Raw genomic sequence first — 14,770 nt, forward strand, 5'->3', positions numbered from 1 at the left:
GGAGCTAGAGCGAGGCGGGTGGATCGACGCCCCCGCGCGGATCGGCGCCACGATCGCGCGGCTGATCGGATCGCTCGCCGACGAGGCGACGGTGGCGGACTCGACCTCGGTCAACCTCTTCAAGCTGATCGTCGCCACCTGCGCGCTGGCGCCGGAGCGCGGCACGATCGTGACAGAAGCCGGCAACTTCCCGACCGACCTGCACGTCGCGCGCGAAGCGGCGGCGCTGGCGGGCAAGCGGCTGCGCGTCGTCGCGGCGGAGACGCTGGAGGCGGCGATCGACGGCGACACTGCGCTCGTCGTGCTCGCCCACGTCCATTACCGCTCCGGCTGGCCGCACGACATGGCGGCGCTCACCGCCCACGCGCGCGAGCGGGGCGCACGGATCGTCTGGGACTTGAGCCATAGCGTCGCGCGGTGCCGCTGGACCTCGCGCGCGACGGCGTGGAGCTGGCGGTCGGCTGTAGCTACAAATATCTCAATGGCGGGCCGGGCGCGCCCGCCTTCCTCCACGTCGCGCGGCCGCTCCACGAACATGGCCTCGCCGATCGCGGGGTGGCTCGGCCATGCCGAGCCCTTCACGTTCGGCGCCGATTATGCCCCCGCCTCCGGCGTCGCACGCTTCCAGGTGGGCACGCCGCCGATGCTGAGCCTGCTCGCGCTGGAGGAAGGCGTGCGGACCTTCGACGGTGTGGACCTGGCGCAGGTGTGGGCGAAATCGCGCGCGCTGTTCGATCTGTTCGCCGATCGCGCCGCCGCCCGCTGCCCCGCGCTGCGCCTCGTCACGCCGCGCGAGCCGGATCGGCGCGGCAGCCACATCAGCTTCGCCCACGATCACGCGCAAGAGATCGTGCAGGCGGCGATCGCGGACGGCGTGATCGGGGACTTCCGCGTTCCCGCCGTCGCGCGCTTCGGGACCCACGCCGCTCACGCTCCGCTTCGCCGACGTGGCACGCGCGGTCGACGTCCTCGCGCGCGTGCTCGATGAGGAGCGCTGGCGCGACGCGCGCTTCGCCGTGGGTTCCATGGTCACCCGATCGGCCTGCGGCGGCACCGCGCCGGTAGCACGAGCCTCCGAAGAGCCTCGCTCATGCTTGATGCCGCGCCCGCCCCTCCCCTAGAGCGGCGCGCGAGAGGGAGTTGTCAATGACGAGAGGCTGGATCGCAGCGGTGCTGGCGACGATCGCGACGGGAATGGCGGCAAGTGCCGCGTCCACGCAGACGCTGCGCCCGGTGCCCTACTGGGCATCGCTGTCCGCGGGCGAGGCAAGGATGCGGACCGGGCCCGGTCGCAACTATCCCGCAAGCTGGCTGTATCGCCGCGCCGGCCTGCCGGTGCGCGTGATCCAGACCTATCCCGGCTGGCGCAAGCTGCGCGATCCTGACGGCGGCGAGGGCTGGATGATGGCGACGCTGCTCACCGCCACGCGCACCGCCATCGTCCGCCCCGGCGGGGCGGAGCTGCGCGACACGCCCAACGCCGGCTCGCACGTCGCCTTCCACGCCGCCGCCGGAGTGATTGGCCGCCTTTCTAAATGCGGCGAAGGCTGGTGCCGGCTGGACGTGGCAGGCCGGGGCGGGTTCGTCGAACTGGGCCGGCTGTGGGGCGTCGACCCGGGCGAAGCCGTGGATTGACGTGCCTGCAGCCTTTCCGCTCGCTGACGTTACGGATCGGTCATGCCGTCGCCACGGGGTGGCGGCGCCGGTTACGCTAGGACCGCTCCTGTCGGCGGGTCTGGACCCTGTCACGCCGACGCATGACGGAACGGCGCTCGGCTATCCACTCCCGGCCGAGCGCCGTTTTCGCGTCCGTACAAGATAGTCTGAGGCGATGGACGCACCTGTCTTCTACGATCCCAGTGGGCGGCGGAAGCGCTGGTCGCTCGGCACCGTCGCCGCCATGCTGCTCGCGCTTGTCGCCGCGGCGGCGGTGTTCGCGCTCACCATCGTCGACGTGCCGGTGCCGACGCCGCTCGCGCTGCCTGTCGAGCATCCTCAGCCGCGTCCGTTGCCGGCCGAACTCGCCCATGTCGGCCGCGTCATCAAGAACCGCGTCAAGGGCGTCGCCTTCGCGCTCGGCGCCTGGTCGCCGCACGGCTCCGCCGCCGCCGCGAAGGTGCGGCAGACGGTGGTTGGCTTCTACGCGCCTTGGGACGATGCCTCCAAGGCGTCGCTCGTCCGCCACGTCGGGCAGCTCGACTGGCTGGTGCCGGCGCTGGGATCGGTGACGGGGCCGGATCACAGGCTGACGATCGCCACCGATCGCGTGCTCGGTGCCGTACTGCGCAACGCCACGCACCGCCCGCTGCTCATGCCGATGGTGCAGAACGCCAGCGGCGGCGCGTGGGACGGTGCGGGCATCGCCGCGCTGCTGCGCGATCCCAGGGCGCGCGCCAAGCTGCTCGACGGGCTAGAGCCGACGCTCAAGGCCTATGGCGCGGGCGGCGTCGCCTTCGATTTCGAGGAGCTGCCCACCGCCTCGCAACGCGACTATCAGCACTTCATCGCCGAGGCGCACGCCCGCTACGCCCCGCGCGGGCTGCTCGTCACGCTAGCCGTGCCCGTTGGCGACGACGATTGGAACCTGCGGGCCTACGCGCGCAGCGCCGACAGGCTGTTCGTCATGGACTATGACGAGCATTATCCCGAGGGCCAGCCGGGACCGATCGCGAGCCAGGGCTGGTTCGTCGATCGCATGCGCGAGGCGGTGCGCCAGATCGGCCCCAAGAAGGCGATCGTTGCGATCGCCGGCTACGGCTATGACTGGCCGAAGGGCAAGACCGGCGCTGCCGTCTCGGTCGAGGAGGCGTGGCTCGCGGCCCACGACAGCGGCGTCGCGCCGCGCTTCGATACGGTGAGCGGCAACACGATGTTCGATTATGTCGGCGACGACGGCCTGCCTCACACCGTCTGGCTGACGGACGCGGCGAGCGGCTGGAACCAGCTCCGCGCGGTCGACGCGTCCGGCGCGTCGGGCGTCGCGCTGTGGCGGCTGGGATCGGAGGACCCCGGCGTTTGGGATGCGCTCAAGGCGTTCGAGAGCCACCATGTCCCCGATCTCTCGACCCTTCGGTCGGTGGGCGACGTCGACGTCGAGGGAAATGGCGAGCTGCTCCGCATCACGGACACGCCGACGACAGGGCGGCGCAACGTCGTCATCGACGCGCGCGGGATGATCCGGGGCGAGGCGTTCGTGTCGCTCCCCACTCCCTACGTCGTCACCCGCGTCGGCGATCGGCCGGGGCTCGTCGCGCTCACCTTCGACGACGGGCCCGATGGCCACTGGACGCCGCGCATCCTCGACCTGCTCAAGCGGGAGGGCGTGCCCGCCACCTTCTTCGTCATTGGCGAGAACGCCGTCAGCCATCCCGGCCTGCTCAACCGCATCATCGCGGAAGGCTCCGAGATCGGCAATCATAGCTACACTCACCCCAACATGGCGCTGTCGAGCGAGCGCGGCACCAGGTTCGAGCTCAACGCCACGCAGCGGCTGATCGAGGCCTATACCGGGCGCGGCACCCGCCTGCTCCGCCTGCCCTATTTCGGCGACGCCGAGCCCACCACCGACGACGAGTTGGTGCCCGCGCTCCGCGCGCAGCAGGACGGCTATCTAAACGTCGGCCTGCACGTCGACACGCAGGACTGGCAGCGGCCTGGCGTGTCCGCGATCGTGAGCAACGGCGTCGCGGGCGTACTGGCCGGCAACGACGATCGCTCGGGCAACGTCATCCTGCTCCACGACGGTGGCGGCGATCGCGAGCAGACGCTGGCCGCGCTGCCGGCGCTGATCGAGACGCTGAGGGCGAAGGGCTATCGCTTCGTCACCGTATCGCGCCTGATCGATCTCACGCCCGCGCAGGTGATGCCGCAGATCACCGGCAAGGATCTGATCGCGGTTCGCGCCGACGTCGGCATGTTCCTGTTCCTGGCCGGTCTGCTCGGCCTGCTCAAGTGGATCTTCTTCGTCGCGATCACGCTCGGCATCGCGCGCGCGGTGCTGATGGCGGTGCTGGCGATCCGCGCGCGATTGGAAGCGCGACGCGAGCCTGTGCCGGCGATCGATCCGGCGCGCTTCGTATCGGTGCTGATCCCCGCCTTCAACGAGGCCAAGGTAATTGCGGAATCGGTACGCCGCGTGCTCGGCTCCGAGGACGTGCGCATCGAGGTGATCGTCATCGACGACGGCTCGTCGGACGGAACATCGGACGTGGTGCACGCCGCCTTCCCCGGCGATCCTCGCGTGCGCGTGCTGACCCTGCTCAACGGCGGCAAGGCGGTGGCGCTCAACCGCGGGCTGGCGCTGGCGTCGGGCGACGTGATCGTCGCGCTCGACGCCGACACCCAGTTCGAGGCGACGACGATCGCGCGGCTGGCGCGCTGGTTCGCCGATCCGGCGGTGGGCGCGGTGGCGGGCAACGCCAAGGTCGGCAACCGCGTCAATCTCGTTACCCGCTGGCAGGCGGTGGAGTATGTGACGGCGCAGAACCTTGAACGCCGCGCGCTCACCCGTTTCGAGGCGATCACCGTGGTGCCCGGCGCGGTCGGCGCGTGGCGGCGAGCGGCGCTGGACGCGGTGGGCGGCTATCCGGTCGATACGCTAGCGGAGGATCAGGATCTCACCATCGCGATCCAGCGCGCCGGCTGGCAGGTCGCCTACGACGTCGACGCGGTGGCATGGACGGAGGCGCCCGAGACGTTTCGCGCGCTCGGCCGCCAGCGCTTTCGCTGGGCGTTCGGCACGCTGCAATGCCTGTGGAAGCATCGCGGCATCTTCCGCGCGGGGCGGCCCGCCGGCCTCGCCTATGTCGGCCTGCCGCAGGCGTGGCTGTTCCAGATCATGTTCGCGGCGATCTCGCCGATCATCGATCTCGCGCTGGCGATCAGCATCGTGTCCACCATCGTGCGCGTGCACCAGCATGGCTGGGCGCAGACGCAGTCCGACGTCTTGACGATGGGCGTCTACTGGCTGGCCTTCTCCGCCATCGACGTCGCCTGCGGCTGGATCGCCTACCGGCTGGAGCCGCGCCGCATGCACTATCCCGCGCTGCTGCTGCTGGCGCAGCGCTTCGTCTACCGCCAGCTCATGTATTCGGTGGTGCTGCGCGCGATCGGCGCCGCGTTATCGGGGCCGTGGGTGGGCTGGGGCAAGCTCCAGCGCACCGGCCGCGTCGACGTGGCCGCGTGACGGGAACGATCGCGCCGCCGGGCCGCTGGACGAGTATGCGTCGCGTCCCGCTCCTCGCCTTCATCCTCCTCGCGGCCTGCCGGCAAGCGACCGCCGCCGAGGTCGGCGCGCACGCGCAGGCGGGCGCCCAGTCCGCCGCGACGATCGCGGCCTCGGAGCACGGCGCGAGCGTCAATCCCGGCGTGGTACCCGCGGTTTCCAGGGGACTACCCATCCAGCAGGCGCCGATGCGTTGAGTCGCAACCGGGCGCCCCGGCGTTCCAACGCGGATGGTCTGCCGGGGACGTCGCACTGAGGCAGTAGCTGTGATTTTACCTCGGCTGCAGCCTATGGCGAGATGCCGGGAGCCGCGCACGCGTAGTCGGCGCCCGCCTTCGTGGCAGGCTCCTGCCGATCGCGGTCCCTTCGGGAGGCGCGACGGCAGGAGCAGACGCACAGGCTCACTCGCCCTTGCCGGGTTCCGCCATGTTTCGGTGGAGCGCGGCGGTCACGCCGGCGGGAAGGATGTGCGCGGCGGCGGCCTGGAGCTTGTTGTGCCAGCCCGACACGATGCTGCTCTTGCCCGCGATCATCGCGTCCCAGCCATCCTTTGCGACCTTGGCAGGATCGTCCTTCTTGTCGGACCGGCCGACATTGGTGTCCTGCATGCCCGCACGATCGAAGAACTCGGTGTCCGTCGCACCGGGCATGAGGTTGGTGACGGTGACGCCCTTCACGTCCTTGATCTCGTTGTTCAAGGCCTCCGTGAAGCTGTCGATGAACGCCTTGGTGCCGTTGTAGACGGCGTGGAACGATCCCGGCATGAAGCCAGCGATCGAGCCGGTGACGAGCACCTTGCCCTGCCCACGCGCCACCATGTCCTTCACGACCTTCTGGAGAAGGTAGAGCGTGCCGGTGATGTTGGTGTCGATGATGTGTCGCCAGAGCGCAACGTCCTGATCGAGGAAGCCGTTGCCCCCGCCGGTGCCGGCGTTGGCGCACAGCACGTCGATCCTGCGCCCGCCGGCCGCGGCGAGCAGCTTGTCGACGCCGTCGATGGTGGAGAGGTCCGCCTCGATGGACTTCACGTCCACGCCCTTGCCCTTGATGTCGGCGGCGGCGCTGTCGATCAGCGGCTCGTCGGCGACGATCAGCAGGTCGTAGCCTGCGTCGGCTGCGACGTGGGCGAGCTCGAAGCCGATGCCCGTGGAGGCGCCGGTGACGATCGCGAACTTATCGGCCATATGCTTGGTCTCCTTACTCGGCCGCCATCGCCATGCCGGGCTTCAGCACGACCTTGGTGACCTCGTTCTGGTTGTCGTGGAACATCTTGTAGCCCTGCGGCGCCTGCTCCAGCGGAAGGCGGTGCGAGATGAGGAAGGTCGTGTCGATCTTCTCCTCGACGATCGCCTGCAGCAGCCCGGGCAGGTAGTGCTGGACGTGGGTCTGCCCGGTCTTGAGCGTCAGCCCCTTCTCCATGAAGGCGCCGAGCGGCCACTTGTCGACGAAGCCGCCATACACCGCCGGCATCGAGATGCGGCCGCCCTTGCGGCAGGCGAGCACCGCTTGGCGGTTGGCGTGGGCTCGATCGGTGCCGAGGAAGGTCGACGCCTTGATCTGATCGAGCACATTGTCGACGAAGAAGCCGTGCGCCTCCAGTCCGACAGAGTCGATGCACGCATCCGGGCCGATCCCGCCCGTCATCGCCATCAGCGCCTCGTAGACCGCGGTCTCCTCGAAGTTGATGGTCTCCGCACCGAACTTGGCGGCGAGCTCCAGCCGGTGCGGGAAGTGATCGATGCAGATCACGCGCTCGGCGCCCATCAGGAAGGCGGACTGCACCGCGAACAGGCCGACCGGCCCCGCGCCCCACACCGCGATCGTGTCGCCCGGCTCGATCTGGGCATATTCCGCCGCCTGCCAGCCGGTGGGCAAGATGTCGGAGAGGAACAGCACCTTGTCGTCGTCGATCCCGTCGGGGATGACGATCGGGCCGACGTCGCTGAACGGCACGCGCACATATTCCGCCTGGCCGCCGGCATAGCCGCCGGTCATGTGGCTGTAGCCGAACAGGCCGGACATCGGCTGGCCGTAGAGCTGCTGCGCGATGTCCTGATTGTCAGCGGGCAGTCCGTTATCGCACGCCGAATACTGATGCTTGCCGCAATGGTAGCAGGAGCCGCACGCGATGGTGAACGGCACCACGACGCGCTGACCCTTCTTGAGCGTGGACTTGGCGCCGACTTCGACCACTTCGCCCATGAACTCGTGGCCGAGCACGTCGCCGGCCTGCATCGTGGGGATGAAGCCGTCGTAGAGGTGGAGATCCGATCCGCAGATCGCGGTGGACGTCACCTTGATGATGCAATCGCGGGGATTGACGATCTCGGGATCGTCGACGGTGTCCATGCGGACGTCATGCTTGCCGTGCCAGGCCAGTGCGCGCATCAGCGTGTTCCTTCAATATACGTTTCGGCCCGCATCAGCGGCCATATTCCTCGACCTGCGCGGCATTCATCCGCGCGGTGGCGATCTCGCCGGTTTCCATGAGCTGCTTGAAGCGACGCAGGTCGCGGCGCGCCTGGATGGCGGGCTCACGCTGGAAGAGCTTGGCGACCAGCTTCCCGATCACGCCGGCGGGCGGATCGTAGAGGATGGTGGCGGTGACGACGGTGCCGCGCGCGCCTGCGTCCTTGAACTCGACACGGCCGGAGTTGGCGACGTCCGCCCCCTCCTCCGATATCCAGGCGATCATCTCGCCTTCGCGCTCCTCGGTGACGCGCGCGTCCCACTCCACCGTCTGGCCGGCGGGCGCCTTGACCACCCAGTGCGAGCGCGCCTTGTCGCGCACGTCGATCCGCTCGACATTCTCCATGAACGTCGCGAGGTTCGAGAAGTCGCGAAAATAGCTGTAGAGTTCGGCGCGTGGCTTGTTGATCGTCACCGTGCCGCCGGCGAACTGGCTGCCCTTCGCATCCGGCGTCGCGGCGCGTTCCTGTTCAATCCCTGCCGAGGATTTGGACGCGGTCGCGGGTCCGTCGTCGCCGCGCGTGGCGTCGAGCGTGTCGCTCATCTCGCTCTCCTGTGATGTCGCGTGGGTTAACGCGCGTCGCCGGCCCCGGTGCCTAAGCCGCGACGGAGCGATACATTTTTCCGCTCAGCGCGTCAGCAGGTCCGCGAAGGTGAGCAGGAAGAGGAAGCTTGCCCATACGATCCCGGCAAGCGCCGCCAGCCGCACCAGCCCCTCGGCACGCAGCAACTGCATGAAGGCGAGCGCCACGATCGCCACCTGCGCGCCGGCGATCAGGATCGGGATCGCCCGGCCGCCGTGCGAACCGATCACCGCGCTCGCCACGATCAGCGCGATCAGCACCGCCCAGCCGGCGAGCGGCCGCCAAAGGACTTCGCCCCTCACCGGCCCGCCAGGTAGATCAGTGGATAGAGGGTGAGCCACACGAGTTCGACGAAGTGCCAGTAGAGCGTCGTCACCTCCACCCCCATCCAACGCCGGCTGAGCAGACCGGCGCGATCGAGCCACAGCAGCCGCGCGACGAGACCGATGCCGATGATGATGTGGATCGCGTGGATGCCGGTGGCCGTCCAGTAGAAGGACCAGAAGCGCCGCGCGCCGGGTTCCGGCAGCTTGAAGCCGGGGCCGGGCCAGAGATGCTCGTGCAAATCCTTGGCATACTCGAAGCCTTTGACCACGAGGAACGCGACGGCGAGCGCCAGCGTGGCGGCGAGGCACCAGCGCGCCCAGCGCGTCCATCCGGCCTTCAGCGCGCGCTCGGCGATCACGATGGCGACGCTGCTCGTCGTCAGGATCACGGTGTTAGCGGTGCCGAAGGTGAGGTCAGCCTCGTGGCTGCCCGCCGCGAGCCCGACGGTATCGAGCACGCGCAGCGTCGCGTAGAACAGGAACAGCCCGCCGAAGAACAGCATCTCGGTGGCGAGAAAGATCCAGAAGCCGAACTGCATCGCGGCGCGCTGCCGCTCGGCCGTGTGCCACGGCTTGTGGATCTCGGCCGGCGGCGCGTGGGCGACGGCCTCGCTCATGCCGGCTCCTGCGGGGCGTGGGCCTCCTGATCGGCCTCGTCGAGCGGAGCGGACCAGGGATGATAGCCGTAGGGATCGTTGGCGACGACGACGGGCTCCAGGAAATTCTCCTTGGGCGGCGGCGAGGATGTCTGCCACTCCAGCCCCGTCGCCTCGTGCGGATTGTCGGGCGCGCGCTCGCCCGCGATCAGCGACCAGCCGAGATAGAAGAGCGGCATGACATAGGCCGCCGCCAGCACCGCCGCGCCCGTGGAAGACATGACGTGATAGGGCTGAAACTCGGGCGGATAGACGTGATAGCGACGCGGCATTCCCATATAACCCATGACGAACTGCGGGAAGAAGGTGAAGTTGAACCCGAAGAACATCAGGATGGCGGCGAAGCGCGCGAACTCCTCGCTGTAGAGACGCCCGGTGATCTTTGGCCACCAGAAGTGCAGCCCCCCGAAGAAGGCCGATACCGCGCCGCCGACCATGATATAATGAAAGTGCGCCACGACGAAGTAGGTGTCGGTGACGTGGACGTCGATCGGGATGGCGGCGAGGAACAGCCCGGTGAGCCCGCCCAGCGTGAACAGCCCCACGAAGCCCAGCGCGTAGAGCATCGGCGCGGTGAAGCGGATCTGGCCGCGGTACAGCGTGCCCGTCCAGTTGAACACCTTGATGGCGGACGGCACCGCGACGATGAAGCTCAGGAACGAGAAGACCAGGCTCGCGAACGGGCTCTCGCCCGAGACGAACATGTGGTGGCCCCACACCGTGAAGCCGATGATCGCGATCGCCAGCATCGCGAACACCATGAACTGATATCCGAACACGCGCCGCCGCGCCTCGCACGCGATGATCTCGGACACCACGCCGAAGGCGGGGATGACCATTATGTAGACGGCGGGATGGCTGTAGAACCAGAACAGATGCTCGAACAGGATCGGATCGCCGCCGTACAGCGGGTTGAAGATCGGCAGCCCGAAGGCGCGCTCCACGAAGATGAGCGTCAGCGCCATCGCCAGCACCGGCGTGGACAGCACCATGACGAGGCTGACGGCGTACATCGCCCACACGAACAGCGGCAGGCGGAACCACGTCATGCCGCGCGCGCGCATCAGGTGGACGGTGGCGATGAAGTTGATGCCGGTCGAGATGGTCGAGAAGCCGGAGACGAACACGGCAGCGGCGGCCAGCAGCACGTTGCCGTTGGCGTACATGGTGGAAAGCGGGGTGTAGAAGGTCCACCCCGTGTCCACCCCGCCCGCCACGATCGCGAGCAGCGCCAGCACGCCGGCGACGACGAATAGGTACCAGGAGAAGAGGTTGAGCTTGGGGAAGGCGAGCTCGTCCGCGCCGATCATCAGCGGCAGCAGGAAATTGCCCAGCGTCGTCGGGATCGACGGCACCAGGAAGAACCACACCATGATGATGCCGTGCAGCGTGAACAGCCGGTTGTAGCTCTCGTCCGACAGGAAGTCGCCCGCCGGATGGATCAGCTCGGCGCGCATGATGGTGGCGGCCGCGCCGCCCACGAAGAAGAACAGGGTGATCGACGCGGCGTAGAGGATCGCGATGCGCTTGTGATCGGTGGATGCCAGCCACGAGCGGACGGTCGTGCCCTCCGTGAGATAGTTGTGGACGCCCTCCTCGCGGCGCAGCAGGCCGGCCTTGGTCATTTCGCGTGACCCTCGCGGCCGGGCAGCGCGCGGATGTAGGCGATCAGCGCCACGATCTGCTCTTCGCTCAGGCGTCCCTCATAGCTCGGCATAATGTTGGGGTATCCGTTGACGATCTGGGCCTGCGGCTCGACGATCGAGGTGCGTAGATAATCCTCGTCTGCCGTCGTCTCGCCGCCGTCGGCGAGCGTCACCCGCGATCCGAACAGCCCGCCGAGCGACGGCGCCGGAACGCGCGAGCCGGGCTCGTGGCAGCTCGCGCAACCCGACGCCGCCCACACCGCGCGGCCTTCGTTGACCAGCGAGGAGTGTGGCGGCCGCTCGCGAAGCCAGCGCGCGAAGGCGGGCTGCGGCAGCACGTCCACCCAGCCGCCCATGCGCGAATGCTGGGTGCCGCAGAACTCGGCGCAGAACAGGTGGTAGCGTCCGGGCTCCTTCGCCTCGAACCAGAGCTGGGTGTAGCGGCCGGGCAGCACGTCCTGCTTCACGCGGAAGTCGGGGACGTAGAAGCTGTGGATCACGTCCTCCGACGTCATCACGAGGCGGACGGGCACGTTCACCGGCACGGTCAGCCGATCGATCTCGCGCGTGCCGTCTGGATGCTGCGCCTTCCACATCCACTGCTTGGCCTGAACGTGGATCTCCATCGCGCGATCGGGCACCTCGAACTGCGGGATCTGCGCGGAGGTGGCGAACCAGAACACGAAGACGAACAGGAACAGCGTCGCCACCGTCCAGCCGATCTCGACCTCGCGGCTCAGCGGCTCGGGCACCGGTCCGCGCGGCGCGTTGGTGCCGCGGCGGTAGCGGATGCAAAAGGCGAGGATCAGCCCGCCCACCAGCGCCATCGTCGCCACCGATATTGCGCACAGAAGGAAGAACAGCGTGTCGATGTGCGGCGCGACGGAGGAGGCCTCACTCAACACGCCGCCGCCCTCCTGCGCCGCGCGACCAGGAACAGGAAGCCGACACCGAGGATCATCGCCAGCGCGCCCGCGCGGAGCGTGGCGACGATCGCGGTACCGTAGCGGCCGTGGACGGCGCCGAGGCCGAAGCACAATGTCGCGACGCGCGCCGCGAAGCCGGCCGGCGACGAGGCGCCACGCGCCGCCGCCTCCACCGCGGCGCGCATCACCGGCGCGGGCGTGCCCGTCTCGGGCAGCGTGGCGGAGAGCCCGCCATCGGCGCGGAAGACGTAGGCGACGGCATCGTGCGCGTACTGCCCGGAGGCGGCGTCGTAGGCGTAGCGGTAGCCCAGCGCGTCCGTGGCGGCAGCGATCGCCCGCGCGTCTCCGGTGAGCAGCAGCGCGCCCTGCGCCTCCGCCGGCAAGGCCTTCAGCCGCGTGTCGCGCATCGCGCGTGCATCTGCGGGGCCCTCGCGCGGATCGAGCCCGATCGTCGCGAGGCGGTAGTCGCGGCGCGGCACCAGCCCGGCGTCGTGGAGCGCGCCGGCGGTCAGCGTCAGCCCCGGCCCGCACAGGTGCCGGCATCGATAATCGGCGAACAGCAACACCAAGGGCCTGCCGCCCGACACCGCTTGCCAGCGAATGCGTCTGCCGTCCTGGTCGGTGAAACCGAGATCGGGAAGCCGCGTGCCAAACGGCGGCGGCGTGGCCGAGACGTCGGCAAGCTCCGCCTCGGTCAGTCCGGCGCGCGCGGGCGCGGCGAGCGCGAGCGCGCAGAGAAGCGCGGCGCGCCTCATCGCGCCCCTCCCCAGCCGGCCCGCGCCTCGTCCGCCATCGCGCGCTCGACGGCACCGGGATCGGCGGGCCGGCGCGGGCCGGTGACGGCGTGACCGGTCTCCAGCCGGGGCAGCGGGAAGTCTTCGCGGCGGACCTGCACCTGCGGTCGCAGCGTCGCCACGTAGACGCGGCTCGATGCGATCATCACCCCCGCGAACGCCGCCGCGCCGACTACCGCGACGATCGCCGCGCGCCGCCACGGGAGGCGCCAGGGCTCGTAGGGATCGTCAGCCACGCCGCACCGCCTCGCGCCGCCGGCCGAACGTCATCAGCCCCGTCGCCGCCGCCGCGCCGCCCACTGCCCCGACCGCCATCGGCCACCCGTCCGGCGCGCCGATCCACCAGCCCATGCCGATCGCCATCCCCGCGAGCGCGATCCCGCCCGCCAGCCGCAACCGATCGGTGGCCGCCGCCCAGATCGTGGCCGGCAGCGCCGACGCGCCGACGAAGGGCACTACGATCCAGCCGCCGCGCAGCCGGTCGACATACCAGCCGACATGCTCGGGCAGGTTGCCGTACCAGACGATCAGCCAGTCGACGTAGAGCATGTAGACGAGCGCCAGCGCGCACGCGACGAGCAGCTTGGCAAGGTCCGCGCGCGCGGCGTGCGCGCCGGTGCCGAGCAGCAGCGCCGCGCCGAGGCCGCCGAGGAGCTGCACCACGGCGAGCAGCATCCCCGCGACGGTCGCGGAATGGCCCGGCTCCACCACCAGCAGCCAGTCGCAGCCGAGCATGGTGACTATGAGCGCGTAGGTGACGAGCAGCAGCGCCGCGGCGGTGACGGACAGCCGCTCCACCCGCCGCCCGGCCCACGCCAGCAACGCCACCGCCGCATGGTCGCGCGCGATCAGCAGCGGCGGCGAGAGATAGACGCGCAGGTGCGGCGGGGGCGCCAGCGCGAGGCTCGCGACCGCGAGCGGCAGCCCGGCGACGAGCAGCCAAGGCGTCACGCGGGCGAGCGGCAGCAGAGGCGCCGCCCACTCGCCCCCGGTGAGCCGCGCGATCAGCAGCCACGCGGTCGCGCCCAACGGAACCGCGCCCGCGATCACGAAGCCGGCGAGCCAACCCACCGCCGCCGCGCGCGGCGCCGCGAGCAGCACGGCGATCGCCAGCGCTACGCCGGCGAGCAGCACCAGGACGGGGACGCCACGCCTCACCCGGCCGCCCCCGGCGCAACCCGGCCCAGCGCCTGGACATAGGCGGCGATCGCCCAACGGTCGGCGGGCTCCACGCGGTCGGCATGGCCGTACATCGTGCCCCAGCCATGGGCGATCACCTCGACGACATGCTCGGGCGGAAGCACGCGCTGGCCGGGCGACTGGAACGGCGCGGGCGCTGGGAAGCCGCGCCGCACGATCGATCCGTCGCCCGCCCCGCCGGGACCGTGGCACATCGCGCAATCGACATTGTAACGTTGGCGTCCGCGCTCCAGCAGCGCGGGGGTGAGCGCCGGCCGCGTGACGGCGGCGATCGCGCGCGCCGGTGCGTCGCGCGCGATCGTGCCTTCGGGCGGCGCGGAGACGGGGGCGCCGCCCGGCCAGTAGGTCGCCGCCGACTGCGCCTCGTGCTTGGCCTGCTGCTTCATCGACAGGTCGCACGCGGCGAGCGTCAGCGGAAGCAGGACGATTGCGCGCCTCATCGCGACACAAGCCGGCTGTGAACCGCGCCCGCCCGCGTGAGCAGCGCAATGGCGGCGTTCGCATCCTCCCCCTCGTCGCAGGTGAGCGCGATCACGAAGCGGTCGCGCTGGGCGCGCTCCACCTCCTCCAACGCGAAGGCCGGGTGGTGCAGCCGCGTCAGTCGCGCACGGACGATCAGCATGACGACCGCCGCGATGCCGGCGGCGAGCGCGCCGGCCTCGACGGGCGCGACGAGGAAGGACACCCAGTCCGCGAACGGCCGTCCGCCCGCATCGAAGCGGTAGCGCACCGCCGCCGTCCACCATTCCAGCGCCACGAACAAGGCGGCGGAGACGAGCCCGATCGTCGCGGCCATGGCGATGATGCCGTGCCGGCCAGGGGTCGCCGCCATCTCCACCGGGTAGGGCGTCCACAAGCCGATGATGCGTCGTCCTTCCTCGCCCGCGCGCGCCACTCCGGCGCGGTAGGCCGCTTCGTCGGCGAAGCTGGCGAGCGCCATCGCGG

At 69.9% G+C, this 14,770-nt stretch carries 16 protein-coding genes; 4 read left to right on the forward strand and 12 right to left on the reverse strand.

Going from position 1 to position 14,770, the window contains the following annotated elements; genetic code table 11:
- Positions 1–91: 91 nt before the first annotated feature.
- The 4 genes from ACOFKX_RS02015 (at position 92) to ACOFKX_RS02030 (ending at position 5,421) form a co-directional block, all read left to right on the forward strand.
- Positions 92–988, forward strand: a complete 897-nt coding sequence (locus ACOFKX_RS02015; protein WP_419825430.1) for a hypothetical protein — start codon at positions 92–94, stop codon at positions 986–988.
- Positions 989–1,146: 158 nt separating this feature from the next.
- Positions 1,147–1,635, forward strand: a complete 489-nt coding sequence (locus tag ACOFKX_RS02020) for an SH3 domain-containing protein (RefSeq protein WP_419825431.1) — start codon at positions 1,147–1,149, stop codon at positions 1,633–1,635.
- Positions 1,636–1,831: 196 nt separating this feature from the next.
- Complete coding sequence (locus ACOFKX_RS02025) at positions 1,832–5,185, forward strand: glycosyltransferase (RefSeq protein WP_419825432.1); 3,354 nt, start codon at positions 1,832–1,834, stop codon at positions 5,183–5,185.
- Entirely contained in the window at positions 5,182–5,421 is a 240-nt protein-coding gene (locus ACOFKX_RS02030; protein ID WP_419825433.1) for a hypothetical protein, read from the forward strand. The genes ACOFKX_RS02025 and ACOFKX_RS02030 overlap by 4 nt, the downstream gene beginning before the upstream one ends.
- Positions 5,422–5,625: 204 nt before the next feature.
- On the opposite strand, the gene ACOFKX_RS02035 is transcribed toward ACOFKX_RS02030, so the two are convergent.
- From ACOFKX_RS02035 to ACOFKX_RS02090, 12 genes are all read right to left on the reverse strand, one after another.
- Positions 5,626–6,408 carry an SDR family NAD(P)-dependent oxidoreductase gene (locus ACOFKX_RS02035; protein WP_419825434.1) on the reverse strand — a complete coding sequence of 261 codons (783 nt, stop codon included), beginning with the start codon at positions 6,406–6,408 and terminating at the stop codon, positions 5,626–5,628.
- Positions 6,409–6,421: 13 nt separating this feature from the next.
- Complete coding sequence (locus ACOFKX_RS02040; RefSeq protein ID WP_419825435.1) at positions 6,422–7,612, reverse strand: zinc-dependent alcohol dehydrogenase; 1,191 nt, start codon at positions 7,610–7,612, stop codon at positions 6,422–6,424.
- 34 nt (positions 7,613–7,646) lie between these two features.
- A complete protein-coding gene (locus ACOFKX_RS02045) occupies positions 7,647–8,237 on the reverse strand; it encodes an SRPBCC family protein (RefSeq protein WP_419825436.1) in 591 nt (196 codons plus the stop codon).
- 84 nt (positions 8,238–8,321) lie between these two features.
- Positions 8,322–8,579: a hypothetical protein gene (locus ACOFKX_RS02050; RefSeq protein WP_419825437.1), complete on the reverse strand. Its 258-nt coding sequence runs from the start codon at positions 8,577–8,579 to the stop codon at positions 8,322–8,324.
- On the reverse strand, positions 8,576–9,220 hold the full coding sequence (locus ACOFKX_RS02055) for a cytochrome c oxidase subunit 3 (RefSeq protein ID WP_419825438.1): 645 nt from the start codon (positions 9,218–9,220) through the stop codon (positions 8,576–8,578). Before ACOFKX_RS02055 ends, ACOFKX_RS02050 begins: the two co-directional genes overlap by 4 nt.
- Positions 9,217–10,884, reverse strand: coding sequence for a cytochrome c oxidase subunit I (locus tag ACOFKX_RS02060; protein WP_419825439.1), 1,668 nt, complete (start codon positions 10,882–10,884; stop codon positions 9,217–9,219). Before ACOFKX_RS02060 ends, ACOFKX_RS02055 begins: the two co-directional genes overlap by 4 nt.
- Complete coding sequence (gene coxB, locus ACOFKX_RS02065; RefSeq protein ID WP_419825440.1) at positions 10,881–11,810, reverse strand: cytochrome c oxidase subunit II; 930 nt, start codon at positions 11,808–11,810, stop codon at positions 10,881–10,883. The genes ACOFKX_RS02060 and coxB overlap by 4 nt, the downstream gene beginning before the upstream one ends.
- Positions 11,804–12,586 (reverse strand): hypothetical protein, encoded by a 783-nt coding sequence (locus ACOFKX_RS02070; protein ID WP_419825441.1) that lies wholly within the window; start codon positions 12,584–12,586, stop codon positions 11,804–11,806. Before ACOFKX_RS02070 ends, coxB begins: the two co-directional genes overlap by 7 nt.
- Positions 12,583–12,861, reverse strand: coding sequence for a hypothetical protein (locus ACOFKX_RS02075; RefSeq protein WP_419825442.1), 279 nt, complete (start codon positions 12,859–12,861; stop codon positions 12,583–12,585). Before ACOFKX_RS02075 ends, ACOFKX_RS02070 begins: the two co-directional genes overlap by 4 nt.
- The gene (locus ACOFKX_RS02080) at positions 12,854–13,783 is read right to left on the reverse strand and encodes a hypothetical protein (RefSeq protein WP_419825443.1); all 930 of its coding nucleotides are present in this window, start codon (positions 13,781–13,783) and stop codon (positions 12,854–12,856) included. The genes ACOFKX_RS02075 and ACOFKX_RS02080 overlap by 8 nt, the downstream gene beginning before the upstream one ends.
- On the reverse strand, positions 13,780–14,265 hold the full coding sequence (locus ACOFKX_RS02085) for a c-type cytochrome (RefSeq protein ID WP_419825444.1): 486 nt from the start codon (positions 14,263–14,265) through the stop codon (positions 13,780–13,782). Before ACOFKX_RS02085 ends, ACOFKX_RS02080 begins: the two co-directional genes overlap by 4 nt.
- Positions 14,262–14,765, reverse strand: coding sequence for a quinol:electron acceptor oxidoreductase subunit ActD (locus ACOFKX_RS02090; protein ID WP_419827316.1), 504 nt, complete (start codon positions 14,763–14,765; stop codon positions 14,262–14,264). Before ACOFKX_RS02090 ends, ACOFKX_RS02085 begins: the two co-directional genes overlap by 4 nt.
- Positions 14,766–14,770: the final 5 nt, after the last annotated feature.

This window comes from Sphingomonas sp., from assembly GCF_965200105.1.
GTDB lineage: Bacteria > Pseudomonadota > Alphaproteobacteria > Sphingomonadales > Sphingomonadaceae > Solisphingomonas.